Origin of the sequence: Pontixanthobacter sp. CEM42, assembly GCF_017812015.1 — a bacterium.
GTDB lineage: Bacteria > Pseudomonadota > Alphaproteobacteria > Sphingomonadales > Sphingomonadaceae > Pontixanthobacter.
The window spans coordinates 617215-639523 of sequence record NZ_JADQTN010000001.1 but is presented as its reverse complement, the minus strand read 5'-3'; the positions used below and the strand labels follow the sequence as shown (position 1 = coordinate 639523).

Annotated in this window: 25 protein-coding genes and 3 tRNA genes; 17 read left to right on the top strand and 11 right to left on the bottom strand. The window is 56.6% G+C overall.

From position 1 onward, the window contains the following. Window positions 1-6: 6 nt before the first annotated feature. The 3 genes from J9777_RS03085 to J9777_RS03075 all read right to left on the bottom strand — a co-directional run bounded on the left by J9777_RS03085 (window position 7) and on the right by J9777_RS03075 (window position 1883). A complete protein-coding gene (locus tag J9777_RS03085; protein ID WP_209347317.1) occupies window positions 7-687 on the bottom strand; it encodes a response regulator transcription factor in 681 nt (226 codons plus the stop codon). 98 nt (window positions 688-785) lie between these two features. After that, the gene (locus tag J9777_RS03080; protein WP_209347316.1) at window positions 786-1097 is read right to left on the bottom strand and encodes a hypothetical protein; all 312 of its coding nucleotides are present in this window, start codon (window positions 1095-1097) and stop codon (window positions 786-788) included. Window positions 1098-1166: 69 nt separating this feature from the next. Next, window positions 1167-1883: an SIMPL domain-containing protein gene (locus tag J9777_RS03075; protein ID WP_209347315.1), complete on the bottom strand. Its 717-nt coding sequence runs from the start codon at window positions 1881-1883 to the stop codon at window positions 1167-1169. A 100-nt stretch (window positions 1884-1983) separates the two neighbouring features. Here J9777_RS03075 and J9777_RS03070 point away from each other — a divergent pair, with 100 nt between their 5' ends. The 3 genes from J9777_RS03070 to J9777_RS03060 are packed head-to-tail and all read left to right on the top strand — an operon-like array spanning window position 1984 to window position 5987. Then, entirely contained in the window at window positions 1984-3549 is a 1566-nt protein-coding gene (locus J9777_RS03070) for an amidohydrolase family protein (protein ID WP_209347314.1), read from the top strand. Between the two features lie 48 nt (window positions 3550-3597). Then, window positions 3598-5418 carry an ATP-binding cassette domain-containing protein gene (locus tag J9777_RS03065; protein ID WP_209347313.1) on the top strand — a complete coding sequence of 607 codons (1821 nt, stop codon included), beginning with the start codon at window positions 3598-3600 and terminating at the stop codon, window positions 5416-5418. Continuing rightward, window positions 5415-5987, top strand: coding sequence for a uracil-DNA glycosylase family protein (locus tag J9777_RS03060; protein ID WP_209347312.1), 573 nt, complete (start codon window positions 5415-5417; stop codon window positions 5985-5987). Before J9777_RS03065 ends, J9777_RS03060 begins: the two co-directional genes overlap by 4 nt. Here the strand turns inward: J9777_RS03060 and J9777_RS03055 are convergent. Next, window positions 5980-6465, bottom strand: coding sequence for a DUF6456 domain-containing protein (locus J9777_RS03055; protein WP_209347311.1), 486 nt, complete (start codon window positions 6463-6465; stop codon window positions 5980-5982). The two genes, J9777_RS03060 and J9777_RS03055, sit on opposite strands and share 8 nt — an antisense overlap. Window positions 6466-6580: 115 nt before the next feature. Between J9777_RS03055 and J9777_RS03050 the strand changes: the two genes are divergently transcribed. After that, the gene (locus J9777_RS03050; protein WP_209347310.1) at window positions 6581-7153 is read left to right on the top strand and encodes a helix-turn-helix transcriptional regulator; all 573 of its coding nucleotides are present in this window, start codon (window positions 6581-6583) and stop codon (window positions 7151-7153) included. Further along, entirely contained in the window at window positions 7150-8352 is a 1203-nt protein-coding gene (locus tag J9777_RS03045) for a glycosyltransferase (RefSeq protein ID WP_209347309.1), read from the top strand. The genes J9777_RS03050 and J9777_RS03045 overlap by 4 nt, the downstream gene beginning before the upstream one ends. Window positions 8353-8361: 9 nt before the next feature. On the opposite strand, the gene secF is transcribed toward J9777_RS03045, so the two are convergent. The 3 genes from secF to yajC form a co-directional block, all read right to left on the bottom strand. Further along, entirely contained in the window at window positions 8362-9342 is a 981-nt protein-coding gene (gene secF, locus J9777_RS03040) for a protein translocase subunit SecF (protein ID WP_209347308.1), read from the bottom strand. 12 nt (window positions 9343-9354) lie between these two features. Next, a complete protein-coding gene (gene secD / locus J9777_RS03035) occupies window positions 9355-10953 on the bottom strand; it encodes a protein translocase subunit SecD (protein ID WP_209347307.1) in 1599 nt (532 codons plus the stop codon). Window positions 10954-11017: 64 nt separating this feature from the next. After that, on the bottom strand, window positions 11018-11341 hold the full coding sequence (gene yajC / locus J9777_RS03030) for a preprotein translocase subunit YajC (RefSeq protein WP_209347306.1): 324 nt from the start codon (window positions 11339-11341) through the stop codon (window positions 11018-11020). Between the two features lie 233 nt (window positions 11342-11574). Between yajC and J9777_RS03025 the strand changes: the two genes are divergently transcribed. From J9777_RS03025 to J9777_RS03015, 3 genes are all read left to right on the top strand, one after another. Next, a tRNA-Pro gene (locus tag J9777_RS03025) sits at window positions 11575-11651 on the top strand. A 97-nt stretch (window positions 11652-11748) separates the two neighbouring features. Continuing rightward, window positions 11749-12630, top strand: a complete 882-nt coding sequence (locus J9777_RS03020) for a CoA ester lyase (protein WP_209347305.1) — start codon at window positions 11749-11751, stop codon at window positions 12628-12630. A 73-nt stretch (window positions 12631-12703) separates the two neighbouring features. Next, entirely contained in the window at window positions 12704-13117 is a 414-nt protein-coding gene (locus tag J9777_RS03015; RefSeq protein ID WP_209347304.1) for a holin family protein, read from the top strand. 161 nt (window positions 13118-13278) lie between these two features. Here J9777_RS03015 and J9777_RS03010 read toward each other — a convergent pair whose 3' ends face one another. Continuing rightward, complete coding sequence (locus J9777_RS03010; RefSeq protein ID WP_209347303.1) at window positions 13279-13638, bottom strand: hypothetical protein; 360 nt, start codon at window positions 13636-13638, stop codon at window positions 13279-13281. 50 nt (window positions 13639-13688) lie between these two features. Between J9777_RS03010 and aroQ the strand changes: the two genes are divergently transcribed. The 4 genes from aroQ (at window position 13689) to J9777_RS02990 (ending at window position 16919) form a co-directional block, all read left to right on the top strand. Then, complete coding sequence (aroQ, locus tag J9777_RS03005) at window positions 13689-14123, top strand: type II 3-dehydroquinate dehydratase (RefSeq protein ID WP_209347302.1); 435 nt, start codon at window positions 13689-13691, stop codon at window positions 14121-14123. A gap of 99 nt (window positions 14124-14222) precedes the next feature. Further along, complete coding sequence (accB, locus tag J9777_RS03000) at window positions 14223-14726, top strand: acetyl-CoA carboxylase biotin carboxyl carrier protein (RefSeq protein WP_245228488.1); 504 nt, start codon at window positions 14223-14225, stop codon at window positions 14724-14726. A 7-nt stretch (window positions 14727-14733) separates the two neighbouring features. Continuing rightward, window positions 14734-16086, top strand: a complete 1353-nt coding sequence (gene accC / locus J9777_RS02995; RefSeq protein ID WP_209347301.1) for an acetyl-CoA carboxylase biotin carboxylase subunit — start codon at window positions 14734-14736, stop codon at window positions 16084-16086. A 116-nt stretch (window positions 16087-16202) separates the two neighbouring features. Beyond that, window positions 16203-16919, top strand: coding sequence for a hypothetical protein (locus J9777_RS02990; protein WP_209347300.1), 717 nt, complete (start codon window positions 16203-16205; stop codon window positions 16917-16919). Between the two features lie 64 nt (window positions 16920-16983). Here the strand turns inward: J9777_RS02990 and J9777_RS02985 are convergent, their stop codons facing one another. Then, complete coding sequence (locus tag J9777_RS02985; RefSeq protein WP_280842184.1) at window positions 16984-17526, bottom strand: TetR/AcrR family transcriptional regulator; 543 nt, start codon at window positions 17524-17526, stop codon at window positions 16984-16986. Window positions 17527-17633: 107 nt separating this feature from the next. Here J9777_RS02985 and J9777_RS02980 point away from each other — a divergent pair, with 107 nt between their 5' ends. Further along, a complete protein-coding gene (locus J9777_RS02980) occupies window positions 17634-17999 on the top strand; it encodes a hypothetical protein (RefSeq protein ID WP_209347298.1) in 366 nt (121 codons plus the stop codon). A 62-nt stretch (window positions 18000-18061) separates the two neighbouring features. Here the strand turns inward: J9777_RS02980 and J9777_RS02975 are convergent, their stop codons facing one another. Continuing rightward, the gene (locus tag J9777_RS02975) at window positions 18062-18445 is read right to left on the bottom strand and encodes a c-type cytochrome (protein ID WP_209347297.1); all 384 of its coding nucleotides are present in this window, start codon (window positions 18443-18445) and stop codon (window positions 18062-18064) included. Between the two features lie 11 nt (window positions 18446-18456). Further along, window positions 18457-18921, bottom strand: coding sequence for an Lrp/AsnC family transcriptional regulator (locus J9777_RS02970; protein ID WP_209347296.1), 465 nt, complete (start codon window positions 18919-18921; stop codon window positions 18457-18459). A 201-nt stretch (window positions 18922-19122) separates the two neighbouring features. On the opposite strand from J9777_RS02970, the gene J9777_RS02965 reads away from it, so the two are divergent. The 4 genes from J9777_RS02965 to J9777_RS02950 all read left to right on the top strand — a co-directional run bounded on the left by J9777_RS02965 (window position 19123) and on the right by J9777_RS02950 (window position 22249). After that, the gene (locus J9777_RS02965) at window positions 19123-20895 is read left to right on the top strand and encodes a histidine kinase dimerization/phospho-acceptor domain-containing protein (RefSeq protein ID WP_348631919.1); all 1773 of its coding nucleotides are present in this window, start codon (window positions 19123-19125) and stop codon (window positions 20893-20895) included. 52 nt (window positions 20896-20947) lie between these two features. Further along, window positions 20948-21934: a polysaccharide deacetylase family protein gene (locus tag J9777_RS02960; protein ID WP_209347295.1), complete on the top strand. Its 987-nt coding sequence runs from the start codon at window positions 20948-20950 to the stop codon at window positions 21932-21934. A 110-nt stretch (window positions 21935-22044) separates the two neighbouring features. Beyond that, window positions 22045-22118, top strand: a tRNA-Ile gene (locus J9777_RS02955). Between the two features lie 54 nt (window positions 22119-22172). Beyond that, window positions 22173-22249: transfer RNA gene (locus tag J9777_RS02950), tRNA-Pro, on the top strand. The last annotated feature ends 60 nt before the right edge of the window (window positions 22250-22309 follow it).

Genomic DNA, 22309 nt, shown 5'->3' with positions numbered 1-22309 from the left:
TGCAATTTAGGAAGCGCGCGGCGCTTCGTCAGGATCGTCGAGGCTGTAACCCAGACCGCGAATGGTGGTGATGACTTCCGCACCCAGCTTCTTCCGAATGCGCGTCACAAACACTTCGATTGTGTTCGAATCGCGGTCGAAATCCTGATCATAAATATGCTCGATCAGCTCGGTCCGGCTGACGACTTTGCCCTTGTGATGCATCAGATAGCTGAGCAGCTTGTATTCCTGTGCGGTCAGCTTCACCGGCTCACCCCCAAGTGTGACTCGGCCCGAACGCGTATCAAGACGCACCTGACCAGCAGTCAATTCGGAAGACGTATTGCCCGATGCGCGGCGAATAAGCGCCCGCAGGCGAGCGATCAGCTCCTCCGTCTGGAATGGTTTAGCAAGATAATCATCCGCACCGGCATCCAGACCTGCAACCTTGTCCGACCAGCTGTCACGCGCGGTGAGCACCAAAACCGGGAATGTCCGGCCTTCCTTGCGCCACATACCCAGAACGGTCAGTCCGTCAATTTCCGGCAAACCCAGATCCAGAATCACTGCATCGTAATCCTCGGTCGAACCAAGGAAATGGCCGTCTTCACCATCGGTAGAGAGGTCCACCGCATAGCCATTCTGTTCAAGCGTTGATTTGAGCTGTCCGCCGAGTGTCGGTTCGTCCTCGACAATTAGGATGCGCATAGTGGTATAATCCCCAGAGTTTCGTTTGTTTGCTAAGTGGTCTTTTGTTGCAAACGCGTCAACTCACCAGCGGTTTATCTATCGGTGTTGCAGGTTCTCTATTGGCTGCGACGTAAAACCCTATTGGTCCGCGCATCCACATCGATGAAGATCATTTTGCGATCGCGGATAAACCGCAAGCGATACGCCATGGCTGTCGAGTCGTAGGCCGGTCCGACATATTGGTAGCCCTTGGCCTCCATCGGATTCACATGTCGGCTTTCGATCTTGCTAAGCGGCAACACATTGCCCGCACGCATTTCTTTGCGTGCTTCCCCTTGATCGGTGCGCGATTGCGCAGCCGCAGGCATCGAACCGAAACCGGTCGCGACAAGTGTACCGGCAATAATTGAGACGAAGAACCGTTCCATAATGCCTATGTGCCTAAGCCACTTGGATTGAACAAGGTCTGAATGTGGATGCCGCGGCGCGTTCAGACGTTACTGCGTCATTTCATATTTGACGGTAACAGTTACGCCTGTGCCGACCATTCCGGGCTGGACCGGAGTGGCAGCAAGCTCCGCAGGGGCGTCAGCAGCAAATCCGCGCTGCATTATTACAGGCTGGCTGCGCGAGACCGCCTCGCTAATTTCGAGCAATTTTATCCCCGAGTAGCCAGACCAACTCGCATATTCCATCGCACGTATCTTGGCCGTTTCCATCGCCGCCTTGCGTGCCTGCGCCTTTGCCGCAGTGTCGTCATCTATGGAGAAGCTTGGGCCGCCAATGTCCGTGGCGCCAGCAGCAACCAAGGCATCAAGCACTTCCCCGGTCTTCTTGACCTCACGCAGCGTCACGCTGACGCGGTTGGAGACTGCGTAGCCGCGAAAAACCTGTTTTTGCGTCTGGCGATTATAGTCGTATTGGGCATTCAAATTTATGCCTGACGTCTGGATGTCTGCCTCATCAATGCCGAGTGCCTTAATCCGCGTGATCACCGCAGTCATTTCGCGCGCATTGATCTGCATTGCTTCCACTGCAGTGCGCGCTTCGGATGTGACGCCAGCGCTAATGGTCGCGAGATCAGGGGCAGCCTTTACGGTTTCAGTAATCGACAACTCCACAACCGGACCGGCAGCTTGAATCTGCACCTCAGCAGCCGCAAGCGGGCCAGAAATCGCGGTTGCAACGAGCAATGGAATGGCAAAACGTACCATAGAAATTCTCCTTATTTGGTCCAACATATAGCCCAGCAGGCTTGCGCAGGTCTGAACCGGCGCTAGGCTCCTTGCCACAACTTTGAGGGGCCACCACACAATGCTGCGAATTCTTCTGCTTTCCATTGCATCGCTTTGGGCTGTTACCGCTTCCGCGCAAAACGGGATGGAGCCAGTGCCTGCACGGACCGCATCGGAAGGCGAAGGCCCCTACGATACTGTCATCGTGCGCGGCGCGACAATGATCGATGGAACAGGAGCCCCGCCAGAAGGGCCCGTCGACATTGTTATCGAAGGCAATCGTATTTCAGCAATCGCACGCGGCGGCGTTCCAGAAGCTACTCTCGAAGAAGCGACCCGCGTAATCGATGCGCGCGGCATGTATGTAATGCCAGGCTTCATTGATGTGCACGGCCATAATGGTGATCCGCGCAAGGCCCCGCAGCCGTCTTACGGATACAAGCTATGGCTGGCGCATGGTGTGACATCGGTTCGCGGCGTGTCATTTGGTTTCGGCCCAAGCACAAGCGATCTGGACGACAAACGCCGTAGCGCCGCCAACACCATCGTTGCCCCGCGCCTGTTCGCCTATGCCGTGCTGGGCGACAAATGGTCGAAAGGGCCGGTCGACTCACCGGCCAAAGCCCGCGAGTGGGTCCGCTGGGCAGCTGCTACTGGCTATGACGGGATAAAATTCTTCAACACAGATGCGCCCGATGTGATGGCGGCTGCTTTGGATGAGGCAGAGAAGCAGCAGCTCGGCACGGTTGCGCATTTGGGGCAACGCGGTGTTGCGCAGGTCAACGCAGCAAAAGCAGTCGAAATGGGCCTCGACGGAGTCACTCACTTCTACGGCCATATGGAATCGCTGCTGAAAGATGGCGCACTGCCACGCTATCCCAACGACTATAATTACCTGGATGAGCAATCGCGCTTCTCCGAAGTCGCGCGGCTTGCGGATCAGATCGTCGAACCGGGCAGCGACAAATGGAATGCCTATGTCGACCATCTGGTTGAAAGCGGCGTCACACTTAGCCCGACATTCAACATCTACGCCGCATCGCGCGATGTGATGCGTGAACGGAACGCTGACTGGCACGCAAAATATACACTGCCGTCATTGATGGACTTCTACGCGCCAAGCCTGACAAATCACGGTTCTTATTATCACGATTGGTCAACTGCGGACGAAGTTGCCTGGCGCAAATTTTATACGCCGTGGATGCGACTGACCAACGAGTTCAAGAATAGGGGCGGCCGCGTCACTGTCGGTTCCGATCCCGGCTATATCTACCAGACATGGGGCTTCGCCTATATCGGCGAGTTTGAAATGTTGCAGGAAGCCGGCTTCGCGCCGCTCGAAGTCATCCAGGCCGCAACGATGAACGGCGCTGACGAGATTTATCAGGCCAAACGTACGCCCGCCCCGTTCGGCACGATCAAAGTTGGCAAGCTTGCAGATCTTGTCATCGCACCTGAGAATCCGCTTGCCAATTTCAAGACATTGTATGGCACAGGTCACTTGCGCTTGAACCGCGAAACCAACGTGCTGGAGCGTGTCGGCGGTGTTCGGTGGACGATCAAAGACGGCATTGTCTACGACGCCCATGAACTGCTGAAAGATATCGAACAAATGGTCGCGGCACAGAAAGCCGCAGCGGAGTAAGCCACACTGCTTGCGGCCCGGCGCATACACGCCTAACCCGCGCGACCTATGGCACAGCCACCAATCCTCAGCTGGGAAGGCCTCGGCCTGCAACAAGGCGGCCGCTGGTTGTTTGGTGGTCCTGACACCAATGGCCTCGACCTGCATATCGGCCCGCGTGACAAGCTCGCTCTGATCGGGCGCAATGGTGCGGGTAAAACTACGCTGTTTCGCATGATCAATGACCAGATCGAGGCTGATCGCGGCGAGCGTAAAGTCAAACTTGGCACGCGCATTGTAGTGCTTGAACAAGAACCCGATTTCACGCCGTTCGATACGCTGATGGACTTTGCTTTGGCCGGCGAGAATCCGCCTGAGGCTTACGAAGTCGAAGCCATCGCCGGTCAGCTTGGTATCGATATGACCACGCCGGCAAAGGGTGCTAGCGGCGGCGAAATGCGCCGCGCGGCAATTTCCCGCGCCCTCGCCCAAGATCCCGATCTGCTGCTGATGGACGAGCCGACCAACCACCTCGATTTGGCGGCGATCGAATGGCTCGAAAGTTGGTTGGAGCGTTACAACGGCGCGTTTATCGTTATCAGCCACGACCGTACTTTCCTGAAACGCCTGACCAATGCGACTATCTGGCTCGACCGCGGAATTATCCGGCGGAAGGATGTCGGCTTCGGCGGGTATGAGGCGTGGGAAGAACAAGTCTATGCCGAGGATGCCCGCATCGCGCACCGGATGGACGCCAAGCTGAAAATCGAAGCCCGCTGGCTGGAACGCGGCGTAACCGCTCGCCGTAAACGCAACCAAGGCCGCTTGGAAAAACTGTGGCAAATGCGCGCGCAGCGTGCCGCGTTGATGGACCCGACCGGTACTGCCAAACTCGGCCTCGAAAGCGACGATAGTAACAAATCCAAATCGGTAATCGTCGCGGACAAGGTCTCCAAATCCTATGGCGCCGGGGAACAAAGGCGCGCAATCATCCGCGATTTCTCCCTGCGCATCCAGCGCGGCGACCGGATCGGTGTGGTGGGTGCGAATGGAGCGGGTAAGACAACCTTGCTGAAATTGCTAACCGGTGAGCTGGAACCGGATGAAGGCACTGTGACAATCGCCAAAACGCTGACCGGTGTGAAGATCGATCAGCAACGTGCTTTGCTCACACCCGACAAGACCGTGCGCGATGTCGTGGCCGAGGGAAGCGACTGGATCGATGTGCGTGGCACTCGCAAGCATATCCAAGGCTATCTCAAGGAATTCCTGTTCGATCCAGGTATCGTCGATACCAAAGTCGCGACAATGTCTGGCGGCGAGCGATCCCGCCTGCTATTGGCACGCGAGTTCTCCCGCAAATCGAACTTGCTCGTGCTGGACGAACCGACCAATGATCTCGATCTGGAAACGCTCGATCTGCTGCAGGAAGTTATCGCGGATTACGACGGCACCGTCTTGATTGTCAGCCACGATCGCGATTTTCTTGACCGGACAGTTACGCTTACACTCGGACTCGATGGCAGCGGTTTCGTCGATATCGTCGCCGGCGGTTACGAGGATTGGGAAAAGAAACGCTCGCAGCGAAGTAAGCCTGCAAAAAGCAAGATAGCGAAACCTGCTTCCGATGCCCCCGCTCCGCGCAAATCCGCAAAGCCAAGCAGTAAATTGTCTTACAAAGACCAGCGAGATTACGAACTGCTCCCGGCACGGATCGAAGAACTAGAAGCTGCCATCAGCAAGGGTGAGACGATCCTTTCCGATCCCGGCTTGTATACCAGCGATCCGCAAAAATTTACCGACATCACAAAGGGCATTGAGAATGCCCAGTTGGAAAAGGACGCCGCCGAAGAGCGTTGGCTTGGGTTGGCCGAGAGAGTCGAGGAATGACACCGCTACATCGCGATATTGCTGCATGCACTATCTGCGAACCGCATTTGGCAGATGGCGTTCGCCCGGTGGTTCAGTTTTCCGACACAGCGCGGCTGCTCATCATCGGTCAAGCGCCCGGATCAAAGGTCCATGCCAGCGGCATTCCGTGGGATGATGATAGCGGCGGCAGACTGCGCGAATGGACCGGGCTGACCAAGGATCAGTTCTACGATCCCGCGAAAGTCGCGCTCGTCCCGATGGGGTTTTGCTATCCCGGCAAAGCGAGCGGCGGCGACAAACCGCCCCGAAAAGAATGCGCGCCGCAATGGCATGATCGTGTGATAGAGACGCTGCCGAAAGATCGCCTGACATTGCTCGTCGGCACCTATGCACAGGCATATTATTTGCCCCAGACCCGCAAGCTCTCTTTGACTGAACGGGTACGACGCTACGAGGAGTTTTTGCCCGACGTACTGCCCCTGCCTCACCCAGCATGGCGCAGTCGGATCTGGATGGGCGGAAATCCGTGGTTCGAGGCGGATGTGTTGCCGGTGTTACGCAAGCGGATCGGGAACTTACTCAACTGACTCGATAGAATTGGGCCACGCGATCAAGCGCCAGTTTCAGAACAAGCTTCCCGCTGCGCGCTGGCCAGGTCAGTGCCTTCTCTGCGTCTGGAAGACCCTCACCGGCACAAACAACACGCCAGAGAATATCGGACAAGCCGCTGCCCGCTTCTGCAATTGCGGCATCGAAGCGTGCTTTGGCGGCTATCTGGCGTTCGGTGGTGGACAAACCGCTATCCGCACCCTTTCCTTTCATTCGCACAGGCTCCCAGCTCATTGTGACAGTCGCGCCCAATTGCGCGCGTTCGTAGTCGGCACGCAGCTTTTCTCCCGCGGCAAACAGGCGATCATCGATGTGCCCCCGTGCATGGAGCCATGACAAAGGCGATTCCGCCAAATTGACCGTTGCGCTGCGCCGTCGCGCCCGGGGTTTGCTATGCTTTGGGCTATGTTTCGGGCCTTCGCTGGTCAGTTCACGTTCGACTAAATGGCGGCGCATTGAGTTCTCCCTATTGATCCAAATTGTAGGTGCGAATCACTACTTGCCAAAATGGTGCATCTGTAGGAAAGAGAAACCGATATGGTTCGCTTGAATCTAGCTTCGGGAAATCTCTATGATCAACCGCATTCGTGATATTCGCAAAGCCAAGGGCTGGACCCTTGCCGATCTGGCGGAGGCCTGTGACCCGCCGACGACTGCGCAGACGATTGGGCGGCTTGAAACCGGAATGCGCAATCTGTCGATCAAATGGATGGACCGGATCGCAGATGCGCTGGAAATTGACCCCGAAACACTAGTCCGTTCGGAACAGAGCGCAGCGCCGCAAGTTGTCGCGACATTGACTGCAAACGGTGCAGAGGCGCTCAAGTCGCCCGCCGAAGCAGTCTTGCCAACCGAACTCGACAGCGGCAGCCCGCTGATGGTTCTCTCCATTGCGATAAGCGCAGGTGAATACCGTAGTGGCGATCAGTTATGGATGCGGCAACTTTCACCTGATGATGCAGGAGGCGCGATCAATCGCGACGTTCTGGTCCCACGCCCTGGTGGCCGGTTCGCGTTCGGAAGGTTGATCGACCGTCAAGGGTCGTTGGTTGGCGTGCTACCACCTGGGATTGGCGAGAAGCAGCAGGTCGTGGATAATCCCGCATGGATTGCGGTCGCCGAAATGCTGGTGCGCCCCCTATGACTGCGGCAATTAGCGACACAAAGCGCGTTCTGTCGCTATCGACGCTCTACCCCAATGCGCACACACCGCGCTTCGGTACGTTCGTTGCGCGATCGCTGGAGGCTCTGGCAAAGCGCGATGATTGGGATGTAACGGTCATCAACCCGATTGGCATACCGCCGATAGCGTTTGGCAAATACAAGCCCTTGGCCGCAGCTGCGGTTGATGGTGTCGAAAATGGCGTCAGCGTCCATCGCCCCAAATTCACTCTGATCCCGAGTTTGGGCGCACGTAGCAATCCGGGCGTAATCGCGCGCAAAGTGTTGCCACTGGTGCAACAGCTTCATGCTGAGCAACCGTTCGATATTGTCGATGCGCAGTTCTTCTATCCAGATGGCCCGGCGGCAGCATGGATTGCGCGTGAAATGGGTCTACCCTGCTCGATCAAGGCGCGCGGCTCCGACATCAGTTTCTGGGGAACCAAAGGCTTTGCGCGCGAGCAAATGCTCGAAGCTGCGGAACATGCTATCGGCCTGTTAGCAGTATCGGAGGCACTGGCCCGCGACATGTCCGATCTGGGCATGCCCTATAGCAAGATATCGCTGCATTATACCGGGCTGGATCGTGACCGCTTTCGGCCTCGCGCCCATGATGGACTCCGCCTTCAACTGGGCAAGACACTCGGCATTGAATTGCCTGAGAACAAACCGCTATTGGTGTCTGTAGGCGGTTTGATTGAACGCAAGGGTCAGGACTTAGCGATAGGCGCATTGGCCAGTATTCCTGATGCGCAATTGCTGCTCGTCGGTAAGGGACCGGACGAGAAACATCTGCGCAATCTGACGCGGGATATGCGGGTAGACGAGCGGGTGCATTTTCTCGGTTCGGTCGACCACGACTTGCTTCCGATCATTCTATCGGCTGCTGATGTGATGATGCTTCCCTCTGCTAGCGAAGGACTCGCGAATGCATGGGTCGAAGCGCTCGCTTGCGGTACACCGATTGTGATCAGCGATGCAGGCGGCGCACGTGAATTGGTGACCAGCGATCACGCGGGGTTTATCGTAGACCGCAATCTCGATGCGGTCGCAGGCGGGGTCAAAGCTCTGCTCAAAAACCCACCCACAACACAGCAAGTCACGGCGATGGCGAGCCGCTTCAGTTGGGAGCACAACGCCGCCCAGCTAGCAGACTATTACGACCGGTTAATCGCCGCGTAATTGCGAAAATTACATCTCGCCGCGAGCGAGCTTCTCTTGCTTGTCGGCGACCGTCTCTTCCGGAACGAAGCTGTTCGAATTCACGCCCAGCCAGATCAGGATCGGCGCGGCCATATAAACCGAGCTGTAAGTACCAACGAACAGGCCAAGGGTGATCGCCGCGACCAGACCGAACAGACTTGCCGGACCATAAAGCAGCAGCGGCAGCAACGCGACGAGCAGCGTCAGCGATGTCATCACGGTCCGCGCCAAAGTCTCGTTCACCGACAGATCGAGCAGTTCGGGAAGCGGCATCTTACGATACTTCTTCAGGTTCTCGCGGATACGGTCGTAGACGACGATAGTATCGTTCAGTGAGTAGCCAATAATCGCCAGAATCGCGGCAATGATCTGCAGACTGAACTCCAGTTGGAACAGGGCAAAGAAGCCGAGCGTTAGCGAAACGTCATGCGCCAGCGCGAAGAGAGCGCCAACACCAAACTGCCACTCAAACCGGATCCAGATATACAGCGCAACGGCCAGCATAGCGGCCACAAGCGCCCAAACCGCATCATTCCGGAATTCGCCAGAAACCTTTCCGGACACCGAATCCACGCCATCAATCTGAACGTCAGGATGTTTCTCCTTCAGCGCATTCGTGATCGAAATCGCCATTTGGTCGGCGAATTCGGGTACACCCTCTGCCTCGGGTGGTAGCTTGACCCGGATCGAAACCTGATTTTCTTCGCCAAAGCGCTGGATCACAGGGTCTTCGACAGCTTCGAGTGCGCCGACGGTGGTACGTAATTCGGCGATTGGAGCGGTTTCCTCACCGACAAATGTCGCGCGAATTTCCTGCCCGCCAGCGAAATCTACGCCGTAATTCAGGCCCTGAGCGTAAACGAGCCCCCAGCTCGCGATCATCAGAGCAATGCTGATGACGTAAAACGGTACACGCCACCTGAGGAACCTGATGTTTGTGTTCTCGGGAACGAGTTTAAGCAGTCGCATAGTCGTTCTCCTTTAGACGTTAAGATCTTGTGGCCGCGCTTTGCGGAGCCAACCAGCGACCCACATGCGGGTCAAAAATACGGCGGTAAACACAGAGGTCGCGATGCCCAGTACCAAGACCACGGCGAACCCCTTGATCGGACCGGAACCGAACTGGAACAACAGCGCACCGGCAATAATGTTGGTGATGTTGGCATCATAGATCGCGCGGCTGGCTTCTTTGTAGCCATTCTCGACGGCGGCGATAACGCGCCGCCCTCGCCTTCGCTCTTCGCGTATTCGTTCATTGATCAGTACGTTGGCGTCAACCGCCGCGCCGACGGTCAACACGAAACCGGCAATACCGGGCAGCGTTAGCGTTGCGTTGAGCCCGGCCATAATGCCGAGCAGCATCAAAACGTTAATCCCCAGAGCAGCAGTGGCGTAGACGCCGAACCGCCCGTAACTGGCAACCATCAAGGCAACGACTGCAACCGATCCGATCATCATCGCGATCAGACCTTTGCGAATTGAATCGGCACCCAAGTCGGGTCCAACTGTCCGTTCTTCGACAACTTTCAGATCAACCGGCAATGCGCCCGATTGCAACGCAATGGCGAGCTGGTTCGCCGTCTCCGGCGTGAACCCGCCCGATATCTGCGCACCGCCACCTAGGATCGGTTCGTTGATATTGGGAGCCGACAGGACTTTGCCGTCAAGAATGATGGCGAATGGCTTGTTCACATTTTGCCGGGTCAATTCAGCAAATTTACGGCCGCCTTCGGTATCGAAAGTGATCGAAACAATCGACGAATTGTCCTGTGGATCTACCCCTGCGCGCGCATCGCTGAGGTTGTCGCCCTTAATGCCGTTCAATCGTTGGACCGCAAGGAACTCCCCTGCTCGTGGTGAACTGTCCGCATATGGAAAAATCTGGCTGCCCGGAGGCGCTACGCCTGCAGCTACCTCAGTCGGCAATGCGTTCAAATCGACCAGCTTGAATTCCAGTCGGGCAGTCTTGCCGACCAGCTCCTTAAGCTCGTCAGAATCTTGCAAGCCAGGCACCTGCACCACGATCCGCGTATCGCCTTGACCCAAGATCGTCGGTTCGCGTGTGCCGAGCTTGTCGACACGGTCCCGAATGACGTCCGCGGCGGCAGTCATCGCCTGCGTGATGGCGTCTTCAAGGCCCTCTTCTGTTTGAGACAAAACAAGCCGCGTTTCATCTTCAACGCGAAGGTCCCATTCGCGAACGAGGCCTGGACCATCCAAGACTTGGCGTAATTCTTCGCGCGTCCGATCCACATCTGCGGTGCTTTCGAGCATAAAGCTCAACTCGCCGCCGCGGGTGGACATGTCGCCGAACCGGATAGCCGGCTCTGCATCATTTAGTTCAGCGCGAACCGATTCTTCCATATTTTCGAGCCGCTGCGCAGCAACTTGCTCGGGGTCAGCCTCCAGCAAAAGGTGGCTACCGCCCGCAAGGTCGAGGCCGAGATTAACGGTCGGGCTGGGAAGCGCTTCGGGCCAGTCAACATTTGCGACCGAAAACAGCGACGGCAACGCAGCGATGACGGCAACAAGCGTGAGCCCCCAGAGCCAAATTTTACGCCAACGTGGATATTCAAGCATTACCGCAACCCTGTTTCTATCAGCCCGCCGCCAAAATCATTGACTGCCGAGCTTAGTCGCAAAATCAATCGTTTGCAGCCGCTTTGCCAGCAGGCGGGATGATATCACCGATGGTGTTCTTTACCGCTTTCACGCGAACGCCCTGCGCCAATTCGATATCGGCATACTCGTCATCCACTTTGATGACTTTGCCGATCAGACCACCGGCAGTCACGACCTTGTCGTTCTTTTTGATCGCTTCGATCTTTTGCTGGTGCTCTTTCTGACGGCGCATCTGCGGCCGGATAATCAGAAACCAGAAAATCAGGCCCATACCGACCAGCGGGAGGAATTGTATCCAGGCCGGTGGCGCGCCAGCGCCTGCAGCAGCAGAAAGAATGTTGAGCATCGAGTGAACCTATACCCTTTTAGAAATCCCAAACCTCAGGTTGGCAGTCGATACAATGCGTATCCCGGCTACCCTTCGGCAATAAGTGGGCGCGGTTAGCAGCATTGCAAGAGCAGAGCAACGCGCGCTGCCAGTGATTTATGAGCGAATTCGGCCTCAGCGGGGCACAAGTGTGGTTGCCTTACATCACACCCGCTTCTATAGGCGCGCCTTCAACTGCTTGGGCCACTAATCGGGACGTGGCGCAGTCCGGTAGCGCACTACACTGGGGGTGTAGGGGTCGGAGGTTCGAATCCTCTCGTCCCGACCAGTGGCCCAAGCAGCAGAAATCTCCCCCACCGCCAAATCTCCGCCATTGCGATGCGCCGCGCCGCGCCCTAACCCTGCGCGTGAAAAGGAGTTTCGTAATGCCCACCGCCGCCCATTTCAAAGCCCGTTCCTGGCTCTTCGCACCGGGCGATAGCGAAAAGAAGATGGGTAAGGCGGCAGATAGCGAAGCAGACATTGTACTTCTCGATCTCGAAGATTCGGTAATGCCGGAAAACAAGCCGGCTGCACGTGAACTGGTGCGTGATTTCCTTACATCGCGCGAAGGTCGAGAGCGTCTGTGGGTACGGATCAATCCGCTGTCAGGTGATGAGGCGACAGACGATCTCGCCGCAATTATGCCTGCCGCACCTGGCGGATTGTTTCTGCCCAAGGCCGAAGGGCGCAGCGATGTCGAGATGCTCGACACGATGCTCCGTCACCACGAAGTGGCAAATGGCATTGAAGTCGGCTCGACCAAGGTGGCAGCACTAGTCACCGAAACCGCCAAAGCGATGTTTCACACCGGCGACTATGCAGGCACGCCGCGTTTGGTTGCGATGAGTTGGGGAGCAGAAGATTTGTCCTCTGCCCTAGGCGCTCGCGTGCAGTTCCAACCAAACGGCGCCTATATGCCAACATACGAACTGGCGCGAAGCCTATGTCTGCTCGGTGCAGCGGCAGCTGGTGTTGCCGCGATCGAAACAATCCAGTCCGATTTCCGCGATCTGGACGGATTGCGCGAGCGAGCCTTGATGGTGCGCAGCCAGGGCTATCGCGGGATGCTCGCCATTCATCCTGCCCAAGTACCCGTGATTAATGCAGCCTTCACGCCCAGCGAAGAAGAATTGGACGAAGCGCGCGCGATTATCGCGGCATTTGACGCCAATCCGGGTGCAGGCACCGTCGGCCTGAATGGCGCGATGCTCGATCGCCCGCACTTGGCACTGGCACAGGCGCTCCTGGCAAGCGCCGACGAGTAACGGTTAGAAGACTTTCCTACACAAACCAATTTGGTTAGCTGAGGCTTGAATCGTAAACCAACGGAGCGCATTCATGCCACTTCTTGACACGCTAATCGGCCCGATCACTTCCATTATCGACAAGATCATTCTGGACAAGGAAGCCCGCGCCAAAGCAAAACTCGAACTGCTCAAACTAGAAGGCTCGCAAGAGCTACAATCCATCGAAGCACGCCTTTCCGCCATCGTCGCAGAGGCCAATTCCAAAGACCTTTGGACCAGCCGCGCGCGCCCTAGCTTCCTCTATGTCATGTATGTGCTACTGCTGTGGGCGCTCCCCATGGGCGTCTTAGCAGCCTTCAACCCGGCGGCAGCGAAAGAGATCGGCGCGGGTATGAACGCGTATCTCGCCGGACTGCCAGACTCGCTGTATGCGCTATTTGGGACTGGTTATCTAGGATACACCGCCGCGCGCCAGTGGGGTAAGGTCAAGGGGACGGATCGGTAGGCGCGCTTGAACGGCTCTCTATCCACGCTGCACCCGCGACTCCGACGATGACACAAACACAGAGCGCAACAAACCAGAAGATTTGGAATAGTAGAGTCAGAATCGCAAAACCGGATACCAAAAGCGATCCCGCAATGAGAACTGAGGTAAGAGAGGGAGGCTTAGTCGTCATCGAGCTGTATCTCTCTTTTTCCACGGCCAGATCCACCAAAACCTCCACGATCGGCGGGATTCGGGCTGGGGTTGCTCGGTTGTCCAGGATAAGTTGGCGCCCCTCCTTGGAAAGCGCTCACGATATTGGAATAGTTCGACACACCTGCTAACGTCGCAATACCGGCGAGACCGCCAAAAAACCAATCCTCTGCATCCCATTCAATCCTGTCTGGGCAAACAACTTCCTCGTATTGAGCTCTTTGGTCAATTGAACAAAACAATTCCTCACCGGCATCGGCTATTCCAATTCCACAACTTAGAACTGACAGAAACGCAAAGGGACCGATCCAGTATTTCTTTGAAGACATTTGGTTCTCCTGAGTAATGGATCTCTGGCCCAACGGACAAAAATAGACAAATGATCAACACCATCTACGTCCTCAACGGCCCCAACCTCAATCTCCTCGGCACGCGGGAGCCGGATATTTACGGCTCCGAAACGCTCGATGATATCGCCGGAATGCTGGAGGATCGCGGGCGCGAGCTTGGTCTCGAAATCGACTTGCGACAGTCGAATCACGAGGGCCATCTGGTCGACTGGTTGCATGAGGCGCAGGCAGAGGGTGCGAAGGCTGTTTTGCTCAATGCTGCGGCCTTTACCCACACCTCCATTGCCTTGCTCGACGCTATTCGCGCAATCAGCACGCCGGTGATCGAAGTGCACCTCTCCGACCCGACGACGCGTGAAGAATTTCGGCATATTTCCTATGTCGGAATGGCTGCCACAGAAACCGTACAAGGTCTTGGCGCAAAAGGATATCTGGTCGCGCTGGACGCTGCGGCAAGGCTGTAAATCCGCCGCTAGCAAGTGCAATCAACCCTTGCCCTGACGGCGCTGGGCGAATAGGCGGATCGCTTAAGCACATACTGCTCACACAAACATGAGGCATATATGGCCGCCACAAAGGGCACTACCGGCAAAAAGTCCGGTATGAATGTAGATACGAAGCTGGTTCGCGAATTGGCTGAAATGCTCGGAGATACCGGGCTTACTGAAATCGAAGTGGAAGATGGCGAGCGGAAAATCCGCGTGTCGCGTGGTGGCGGCGTTGCTGTTGCAGCGGCCGCTCCTGTTGCAGCGGCTCCGGCACCTGCCGCGCCAGCCGCAGCTCCGGCGACGGCCCCCGCTGCTGCTGAGCCAGCCGCACCAGCGGAAGACGCAGCTGATGCGATGAAATCACCGATGGTCGGTACCGTCTATCTTTCGGCAGAGCCCGGCGCAGCGCCATTCGTCAATGTCGGCGACAGCGTGAAAGAAGGCGACACACTGGTCATCGTCGAAGCGATGAAAGTGATGAACCCGATTGAGGCCGACAAGTCCGGTACGATTAAGTCGATCCTGGTCGAGAACGCGCAGCCGGTCGAATTCGGTCAGCCGCTCGTAGTCATCGGGTAAGCGCGCAATGGGTATTTCCCGCATATTGATTGCCAATCGCGGCGAGATTGCGCTGCGGATTCACCGTGCTGCGCATGAAATGGGTATCGAGACAGTTGCGGTCCACTCAACCGCCGATGCGGAAGCAATGCATGTCCGCCTCGCCGATCACGCAGTGTGTATTGGCCCGCCCTCTGCGACCGACAGCTATTTGAATACCGCAGCGATTATCTCGGCAGCAGAGATTGCGCATTGTGACGCGATCCACCCCGGCTACGGCTTCCTCTCCGAGAACCAGCAATTTGCTGAAATCGTCGAAGCACATGATATCGCATGGATCGGCCCCAAGCCCGAACATATCGGCACAATGGGCGACAAGGTTGAGGCGAAGCGGACTGCGGGTAAGCTAGGCCTGCCGCTCGTTCCCGGCTCCGACGGAGCGATCAGCGAAGTCGCAGAAGCCGCAAAAATAGCGGATGAAATCGGTTATCCGGTCATCATCAAAGCCGCATCTGGCGGTGGCGGTCGCGGGATGAAAGTGTGCGAAAGCGAGGACCAACTTGAATCACTGATGCAGGCTGCCGGTAACGAAGCCAAAGCCGCATTTGGCGACGCGACGGTTTACCTTGAGAAATATCTCGGCGACCCACGCCACATCGAATTCCAAGTATTTGGCGATGGCAAAGGTAACGCGATCCATCTGGGCGAGCGCGATTGTTCGCTGCAACGCCGCCATCAGAAGGTTTTTGAAGAAGCGCCCTCTCCGGTTCTTTCAAGTGAAGAACGTAACCGTATGGGTGATATATGCGCCAAGGCAATGGCCGATATGGGCTATCGCGGTGCAGGCACGATCGAATTCCTGTGGGAAAATGGCGAATTCTACTTCATCGAAATGAACACCCGCCTTCAGGTAGAGCATCCGGTCACTGAAATGATTACCGGCGTCGATCTGGTACGCGAGCAAATCCGCGTTGCTGACGGCAAGCCGCTCTCGGTCAAGCAGGAAGAGATCGAGTTTAACGGCCATGCCATTGAATGCCGGATCAACGCCGAAGACCCCTTCACCTTCGCCCCCTCACCCGGCGAAGTCACATCATACCATGCAGCAGGCGGCATGCATGTCCGCGTCGATAGCGGGCTTTATGCCGGCTATAAAATCCCGCCTTATTACGATAGCATGATCGCCAAACTGATCGTCTATGGCCGCAACCGCGAAGGCTGCATCATGCGCCTGCGCCGCGCGCTGGAGGAAATGGTCATCGAAGGCGTGAAGCACTCGGTCCCGCTGCATCAGGAGCTGATCCGGCAGGATGATATCCTGAATGGCGACTACTCGATCAAATGGCTCGAGGAATATCTGGCGAAGCGCGAAAAGGGTTAAGCCTCTTTGCAAGCCAATATTGTCGTGTTTTGCCAACTTTAGCAGTGGCTTATCGACTACTATGTGGGCCTAAAGTGCTGCCACATGTGGTACAGCTCAGCCGAAGAGATTTCTCGATGTTCAAAGCCATTCAATCATGCCTGACTATTGCCGCGCTTTTCGCAATGGCAAGCCCCTTGGCTGCACAGCGTCAAGCACCCGCTAAAACAGATGAGAGCAGCACTGCGGCGGAAGCTTCTGCAGACATGCCTTGGCACAACAAAACCGAGAAAGATCGCCGGTTCACCTTTCGCGCGCCCTATGGTGATCTCGCATCAACTCGGCATCTCAAAGCGAACTTCGATTGGTATGCGGCGTCTGATGATCTGTCCGAGAAGCCGGGCATGTTCAACAGCTACCACATGTATATTGGCGTGACCAAAGAGGGACGCCATGAGGGCATTATCTATGATGTGAGCGTGGCCGGTGCAGTCAAACCGGAGATCGCCGTGTCCTTGTTGAATAAAATCAGCGGCCTCACGCTTTCTGCAGAGGGCGGAGAGGGCTTGCTGGTCGATTTGAGCGATGTCAAAAGCGCTACAATTCCCAGCAAGAAAGATCCCTCGAAGACCGACAAAGTGCATTTCCGCACCTTTAGCTTTCCGCAGAAATCCTACCGGATGATGGGCGCTCTCCCTGAAGAGAACCGCATGCGGTTTCTCTACCGCAAGCCCGACGGCAAGGTTGGATACTTTGGCTATCACTCACGATACAATGGCGATGACCCTTGGGCCTATTCAATCGGTTACGCCAAAGAACTTAGCCAAGGCGCATTGAAAGCGGCCCAGCAATGAACTGCAATAATGCCCAACCCACGCGCTTACGTGTGCCCTGAACCTGCATCGCGCCTAGCAACAGCTAAGCAGCCAGTGATTCCAAAATCGCATCAATTACCGGTCCTATTGCCTCAGAAGCGGCCGCCCGGTCATCGCGTTTCTGGAGAGCAACCTCTCCGATCATTGCGTTTATCAGCCGTACCGCAAGCTTGGGCTTTGGGAGGCTGATCTCTCCTGCAGCGTTTGCTTGTTCCAGAATCTGCTCAAACAACTTCAAGCTAAGTTCGTTCTCGATTTCGATCACGCGACCAAGACCCAGTGCAGTTGGACCGATATTGAGGACAATGTGTGCAACTTCCGGCTGCTCCATTTCCTTTAGCCAAGAAGTACAAGCGAGTTTTAGCCGTGTGGTCGCGGACAAAGACTCAGGGACTTTCGCGACTGCACGGCGAATAGCGCCATGCGATTCTGCGCGATAGACAGCTTCGACGATTTCATTCTTTGAACGAAAATGGTGATACATCGCGCCTTTGCTCAGGCCGGTAGCGGCAAGCACGCTGGCTGTCGTGGTCTGCTTCAAACCATTGTCCAGCAGAGATTTTCTGAACGCCCCGCACAATAACATGCGCGTCGTATCAGACCGTTTCTGCTGCGTGACCATGACGCCGCTTTACACACGTTCACACGGCCTGTAAAACAAACCGACGGTCGGTTTATATCAGGAGAAGTCCAGTGGACGCCAAATTCGAGAATCTTGAGAAGATGATGCTCATATGGAATTCATCCGATGCGGCCGAGATTGAGCGCCTGACCAAAGAAGCGTTGGAACATAACGCTCACTTTGTCGATCCGACGCACAATATCATCGGCCACGATGCCTTCGTTGCGATGGTCCACCGGACGCACAAACGCATTCCAGGTGCGACTTACTCACACGCGTCAGAGATCGACATGCAAAACAACTTCTGCCGCTATCATTGGAAGATTGATCTCGACGGCAAGCGGCTCATGGATGGGTTCGACGTCACCGAGATCAACGACGCCGGTAAAGTGGTGAAAGTGATGGGATTTTTTTGGTTGTTGGAGCGGGATGGCTGACCGCAATCAGCCGCTCAGCATCTCCAAATAGGTCCTCGAGACACAATCATCTTCACCACCCTCTATCGAGTGTTGGCACCGCCAGCCGTAGTGTCTCGCAAGGTGAGGATATAGGCACTGATCTCGTCAGCGTCTTTATCTGAGAGCTCCAGGTTCATCTGGTTCGGAAAACTGTAAGAGTCATGCAGGAAGTTCCCCAATGTCTCTTGCGTGACCTCATCACGATTGGCGATAGCTACGAAACTAGGCGCTTCTGGATTAGCGGATATCTCACCCGCGGCCACTGCGTGACATCCCGAACAAAGCGCTTCGGCTAGATATTCACCGTTAGACTGTTCCGGACTCAGACTGACTGGCTGCGGTCCAGAGGTCCGTTGATCAGTCGGGGTTTGGCAAGCCGCAATCGCGAGAGAACAAACTGTGACGATGATCAAGGCGCTGCGCATAGTCTTCTACCTCACCCCAGTGGCACACCCGGCTCGTGCTTGGCAGTCCGGATCGTCAGCGATGTCTTCACGCTGTCGACATTGGGTGCGGGTGTCAGCTTGCTTGTCAGGAATTCTTGGAAGCTCTGCAGATCGCGGCTGACGATTTTCAGAATAAAGTCGATTTCGCCGTTAAGCATATGTACTTCGCGCACTTCGGGCAGCGCGTTCATATGGTCCTCGAACTCCCGCAACGCGCTTTCTGCCTGACTTTTGAGGCTGACCATCGCAAAGACGGTGATAGCGAAGCCGAGCTGCGAGGCGTCAAGCTCAGCGTGGTAACCACGAATAACGCCTTCTTCCTCTAACGCCCGAACACGGCGTAAACATGGAGGCGCGGTAAGGCCCACACGCTGCGCCAAATCCACGTTTGTGACGCGACCTTCATCTTGCAATTCCGCGAGCAAATGCCGGTCAATTTCGTCCAGATTGGCCATCCTGTGTGCCCCTATTATTCTGCGCACTTGCAATAGTGCGAACACGCGTAATGATTGCCGTGTCGTCAAGTGCTCACGGCTAATATTATTGTTTCTGCCAGCAATTGTCCCGCTTTGCAACGTTCCCTCGCTGGCCTGTTCCTTCGCCAATTGAATCGGCTAGACCCCAAGCTCGCCCGGAGTGTTTCTGGGCCCGAACCTGTGCAATCGCCCCTCCCGGAGACAAGCTTTACCGCCATGCATTTCGATGACCGCCTTGCCACCGTGTTGCGCCACCGCGCAGCGGGCGACCGTGCGGCACGAACACAGTTCCGGCAGTTGCTTGATCTGCTGGGGAGCAAGCCGAGGCCGCGCGAAGGGGAACGCGACGAGAGCCTACTTGCGGCAGCATGGCTGCGGCTGGGCGCGCTGGGTGAGGCTATTCCCGCAGACGAACGCGCCGCGATGATCCGCGATCCCGGCTTGCGCTTTCGCAGCGCTGAATTGGCCGCTCATCTCGCAGAGGACGAACCCGAAGTGGCTGCGGCTGCGCTAGCCCGTGCAGACCTCTCACAAGAGGACTGGGACGCTCTGATACCGCGCCTGCCCGTCAGAGCGCGCGGCTTCCTGCGCCTCCGGCGCGATCTGCCAGATTCGACGATCGAAACGCTCGAGCGCTTAGGCATCTATGATCGCGGCTTGCCTGTGCCAGACCGAACAGATGTTGCGGCTGATGCCCCAATCTTGATGCCAAAACCTGCATCGTCAGCGGTCGAAGAACCGTCCTCACGAACGCTTGAGCCGGCCCCCGAACCAGCAAATGACGTGCTGACCGAGGACGAGATGCTCCCCGACACTGCCGATGAAACGGCGATTGGCGCGCTGGTCAAACGGATTGAGGAATTCCGCAAGGCACGAAGCGATAACTCCGACACTGCAGACTCGCCGCGTCTCCCGCTGGGCGAGCAGGTTGCTGATGGCCGTGCGCCGCTTGAAGCCTTTGCCTTCACAGCCGATGCCAGCGGTAAAATCGAATGGTCGGACCGCGAAGTCGCGCCGATGATGATCGGGATGATCCTCGACAAGAGTGTGGCCGGAACGGCGTTGCGTTATCGCCAGCCTATCCAAAAGCGTCTGATGACGCTCCATGGCGCGCCCACAATCGCGGGCGAATGGGTCGTCGATGCCCGCCCGCGCTTCACCAAGCCTGATGGGCGCTTCTTCGGTTATGCTGGTATGTTCCGCCGCGCTAACCCGGCGGATGGCACCAGCAACGAAGAGCAGGATTCCAGCGAAGCAGATCGCCTGCGTCAATTGCTGCACGAGCTGCGTACGCCGGTCAACGCGATTCAAGGTTTCTCCGAAGTCATCCAGCAACAATTGTTCGGGCCAACGCCCCATGAATACCGTGCATTGGCCGCCAATATCGCCGGTGACAGCGCACGAATGCTGGCGGGATTTGATGAACTGGATCGCCTCGCCCGGCTGGAAACCGGTGCGCTCGATATGACCGCCGGTCAATGCGACTTTGGGACCATAGTCCAACAACAGCTTATGCAATTGCAAAGTGTACTGAAGCCCCGCGCCGCCTCGTTCGAATACACATTGTCAGAAACACCGCCGGTCGCGCTGGACGCGCAGGAAGCTGAAGCATTGGCGTGGCGCTTACTGGCAACTTTGGTCGGCACTATTGGCGCAGGTGAAAACGTACAGATCGAGCTGGCGGAACAAGATGAAGCTGCGCGCCTGTGTTGCGAACTTCCCGCATCACTGGTGTCGGAAACCGATATCTTCGCCGCAACCGGCAAACCGCAAGGCGGCGCGATCAGCGCGGGCATGTTCGGTGCAGGCTTCTCGCTTCGCTTGGCCCGGGCCGAGGCGCGGGCAGCAGGAGGCGATCTGACGCGTGTGGATGATTGGCTGCTGCTGACCCTGCCGCTCTTGACCGCGCCACTGCCCGAACCTAGCCACACAGGCTCCGATAACGCGGCCTAAGACAACTACTGGCTGTATCTGAGCAGGGGAGTACCGGCCTTTGTCCCGGTCAATGATCCAACCACCCCCAAAAGGGGCCAACGTGCGGTTTGCGCCTTCATTTGGCCAGCGATCGCTCCTGACTGTCGATACCGAAGAAGAATTTGACTGGAACAGCCCGTTCAGCGCGAGCAAGCACGGGCTCGATCACGTCCCTCGCTTGCGCAAATTTCAGGAATTCTGCGAAGGGATCGGAGTGAGCCCGGTCTATTTGATCGACTGGCCCATCGCGACGTCAAAAGAGGCGATGGATATTCTCCGCGAGCCACTAGCCCAAGGCAAGGCCGAGGTCGGCATCCAGCTTCACCCATGGGTCAATCCGCCCTTTGATGAAGAGGTCAACGCACATAACAGCTATGCGGGAAACCTGCCGCCCGATCTGGAAGAGAAGAAGTTCCTCAATCTGCGCGACACTATCGAGAAAAATTTCGGCGTCGCACCGCAAATTTACCGCGCCGGTCGCTACGGTCTTGGTTCCTCAACCAGTCGGATCATGAAGGACGCGGGCGTCGCAATCGACAGTTCGGTGCGGGCCAATTTCGATTACACACCCGGTGGTGGCCCCGATTACAGCAAGCACCCGCTGGAGCCTTATTGGGTCGATGATGAGAAGCAACTTCTCGAACTGCCACTGACCACAGTCTATTGGGGAATGCTGCGCAAGCAGGGCCGCGCGCTTTACCCTGCATTGGCGCGTATTCCGCGAATGCTCGGCATCGCATCAAAAATCGGGATGCTTGAACGTATCTCGCTTACACCGGAAGGTGTGACTGCTGATGAGGCCTTGCGCGGGATCGACATGGCGATTGACGATCAATTGCCGCTGCTGGTGCTGTCATTCCACAGCCCCTCGCTCGCGCCCGGATACACACCCTATGTCCATACAGAGGACGATCTGGACGCGCTGTATGATTGGTGGCGGCGGATATACACCTACCTTGATATGCGCGGGATTCGCTCGACTACGGTGAAGCAAATCATGCAATCGGTAGAAATCTGACAGATATTTTGCATTTGCAGCAAACTGCTGCTTGCAAGCGGGCGTCGACGCCGCTAGGCGCTTGCCGCTGCTCAGCGATAGCTGTGTGGCACACCGCTAAGGCATCCTACGGGCCTGTAGCTCAGTTGGTTAGAGCTGGCCGCTCATAACGGCTAGGTCGGGGGTTCGAGTCCCTCCGGGCCCACCGGATGCCAACCGAGCAAACACCGTTTGCCGTTTGCGGTAAGTATGATCGAGTCGGGGAGTGGCGCAGCCTGGTAGCGCACCTGTTTTGGGTACAGGGGGTCGCAGGTTCAAATCCTGTCTCCCCGACCATCATACATCAGACCGGTGGAACGCCCGGGCCCATAGGCCAAGCGACAATCTGATACGTTT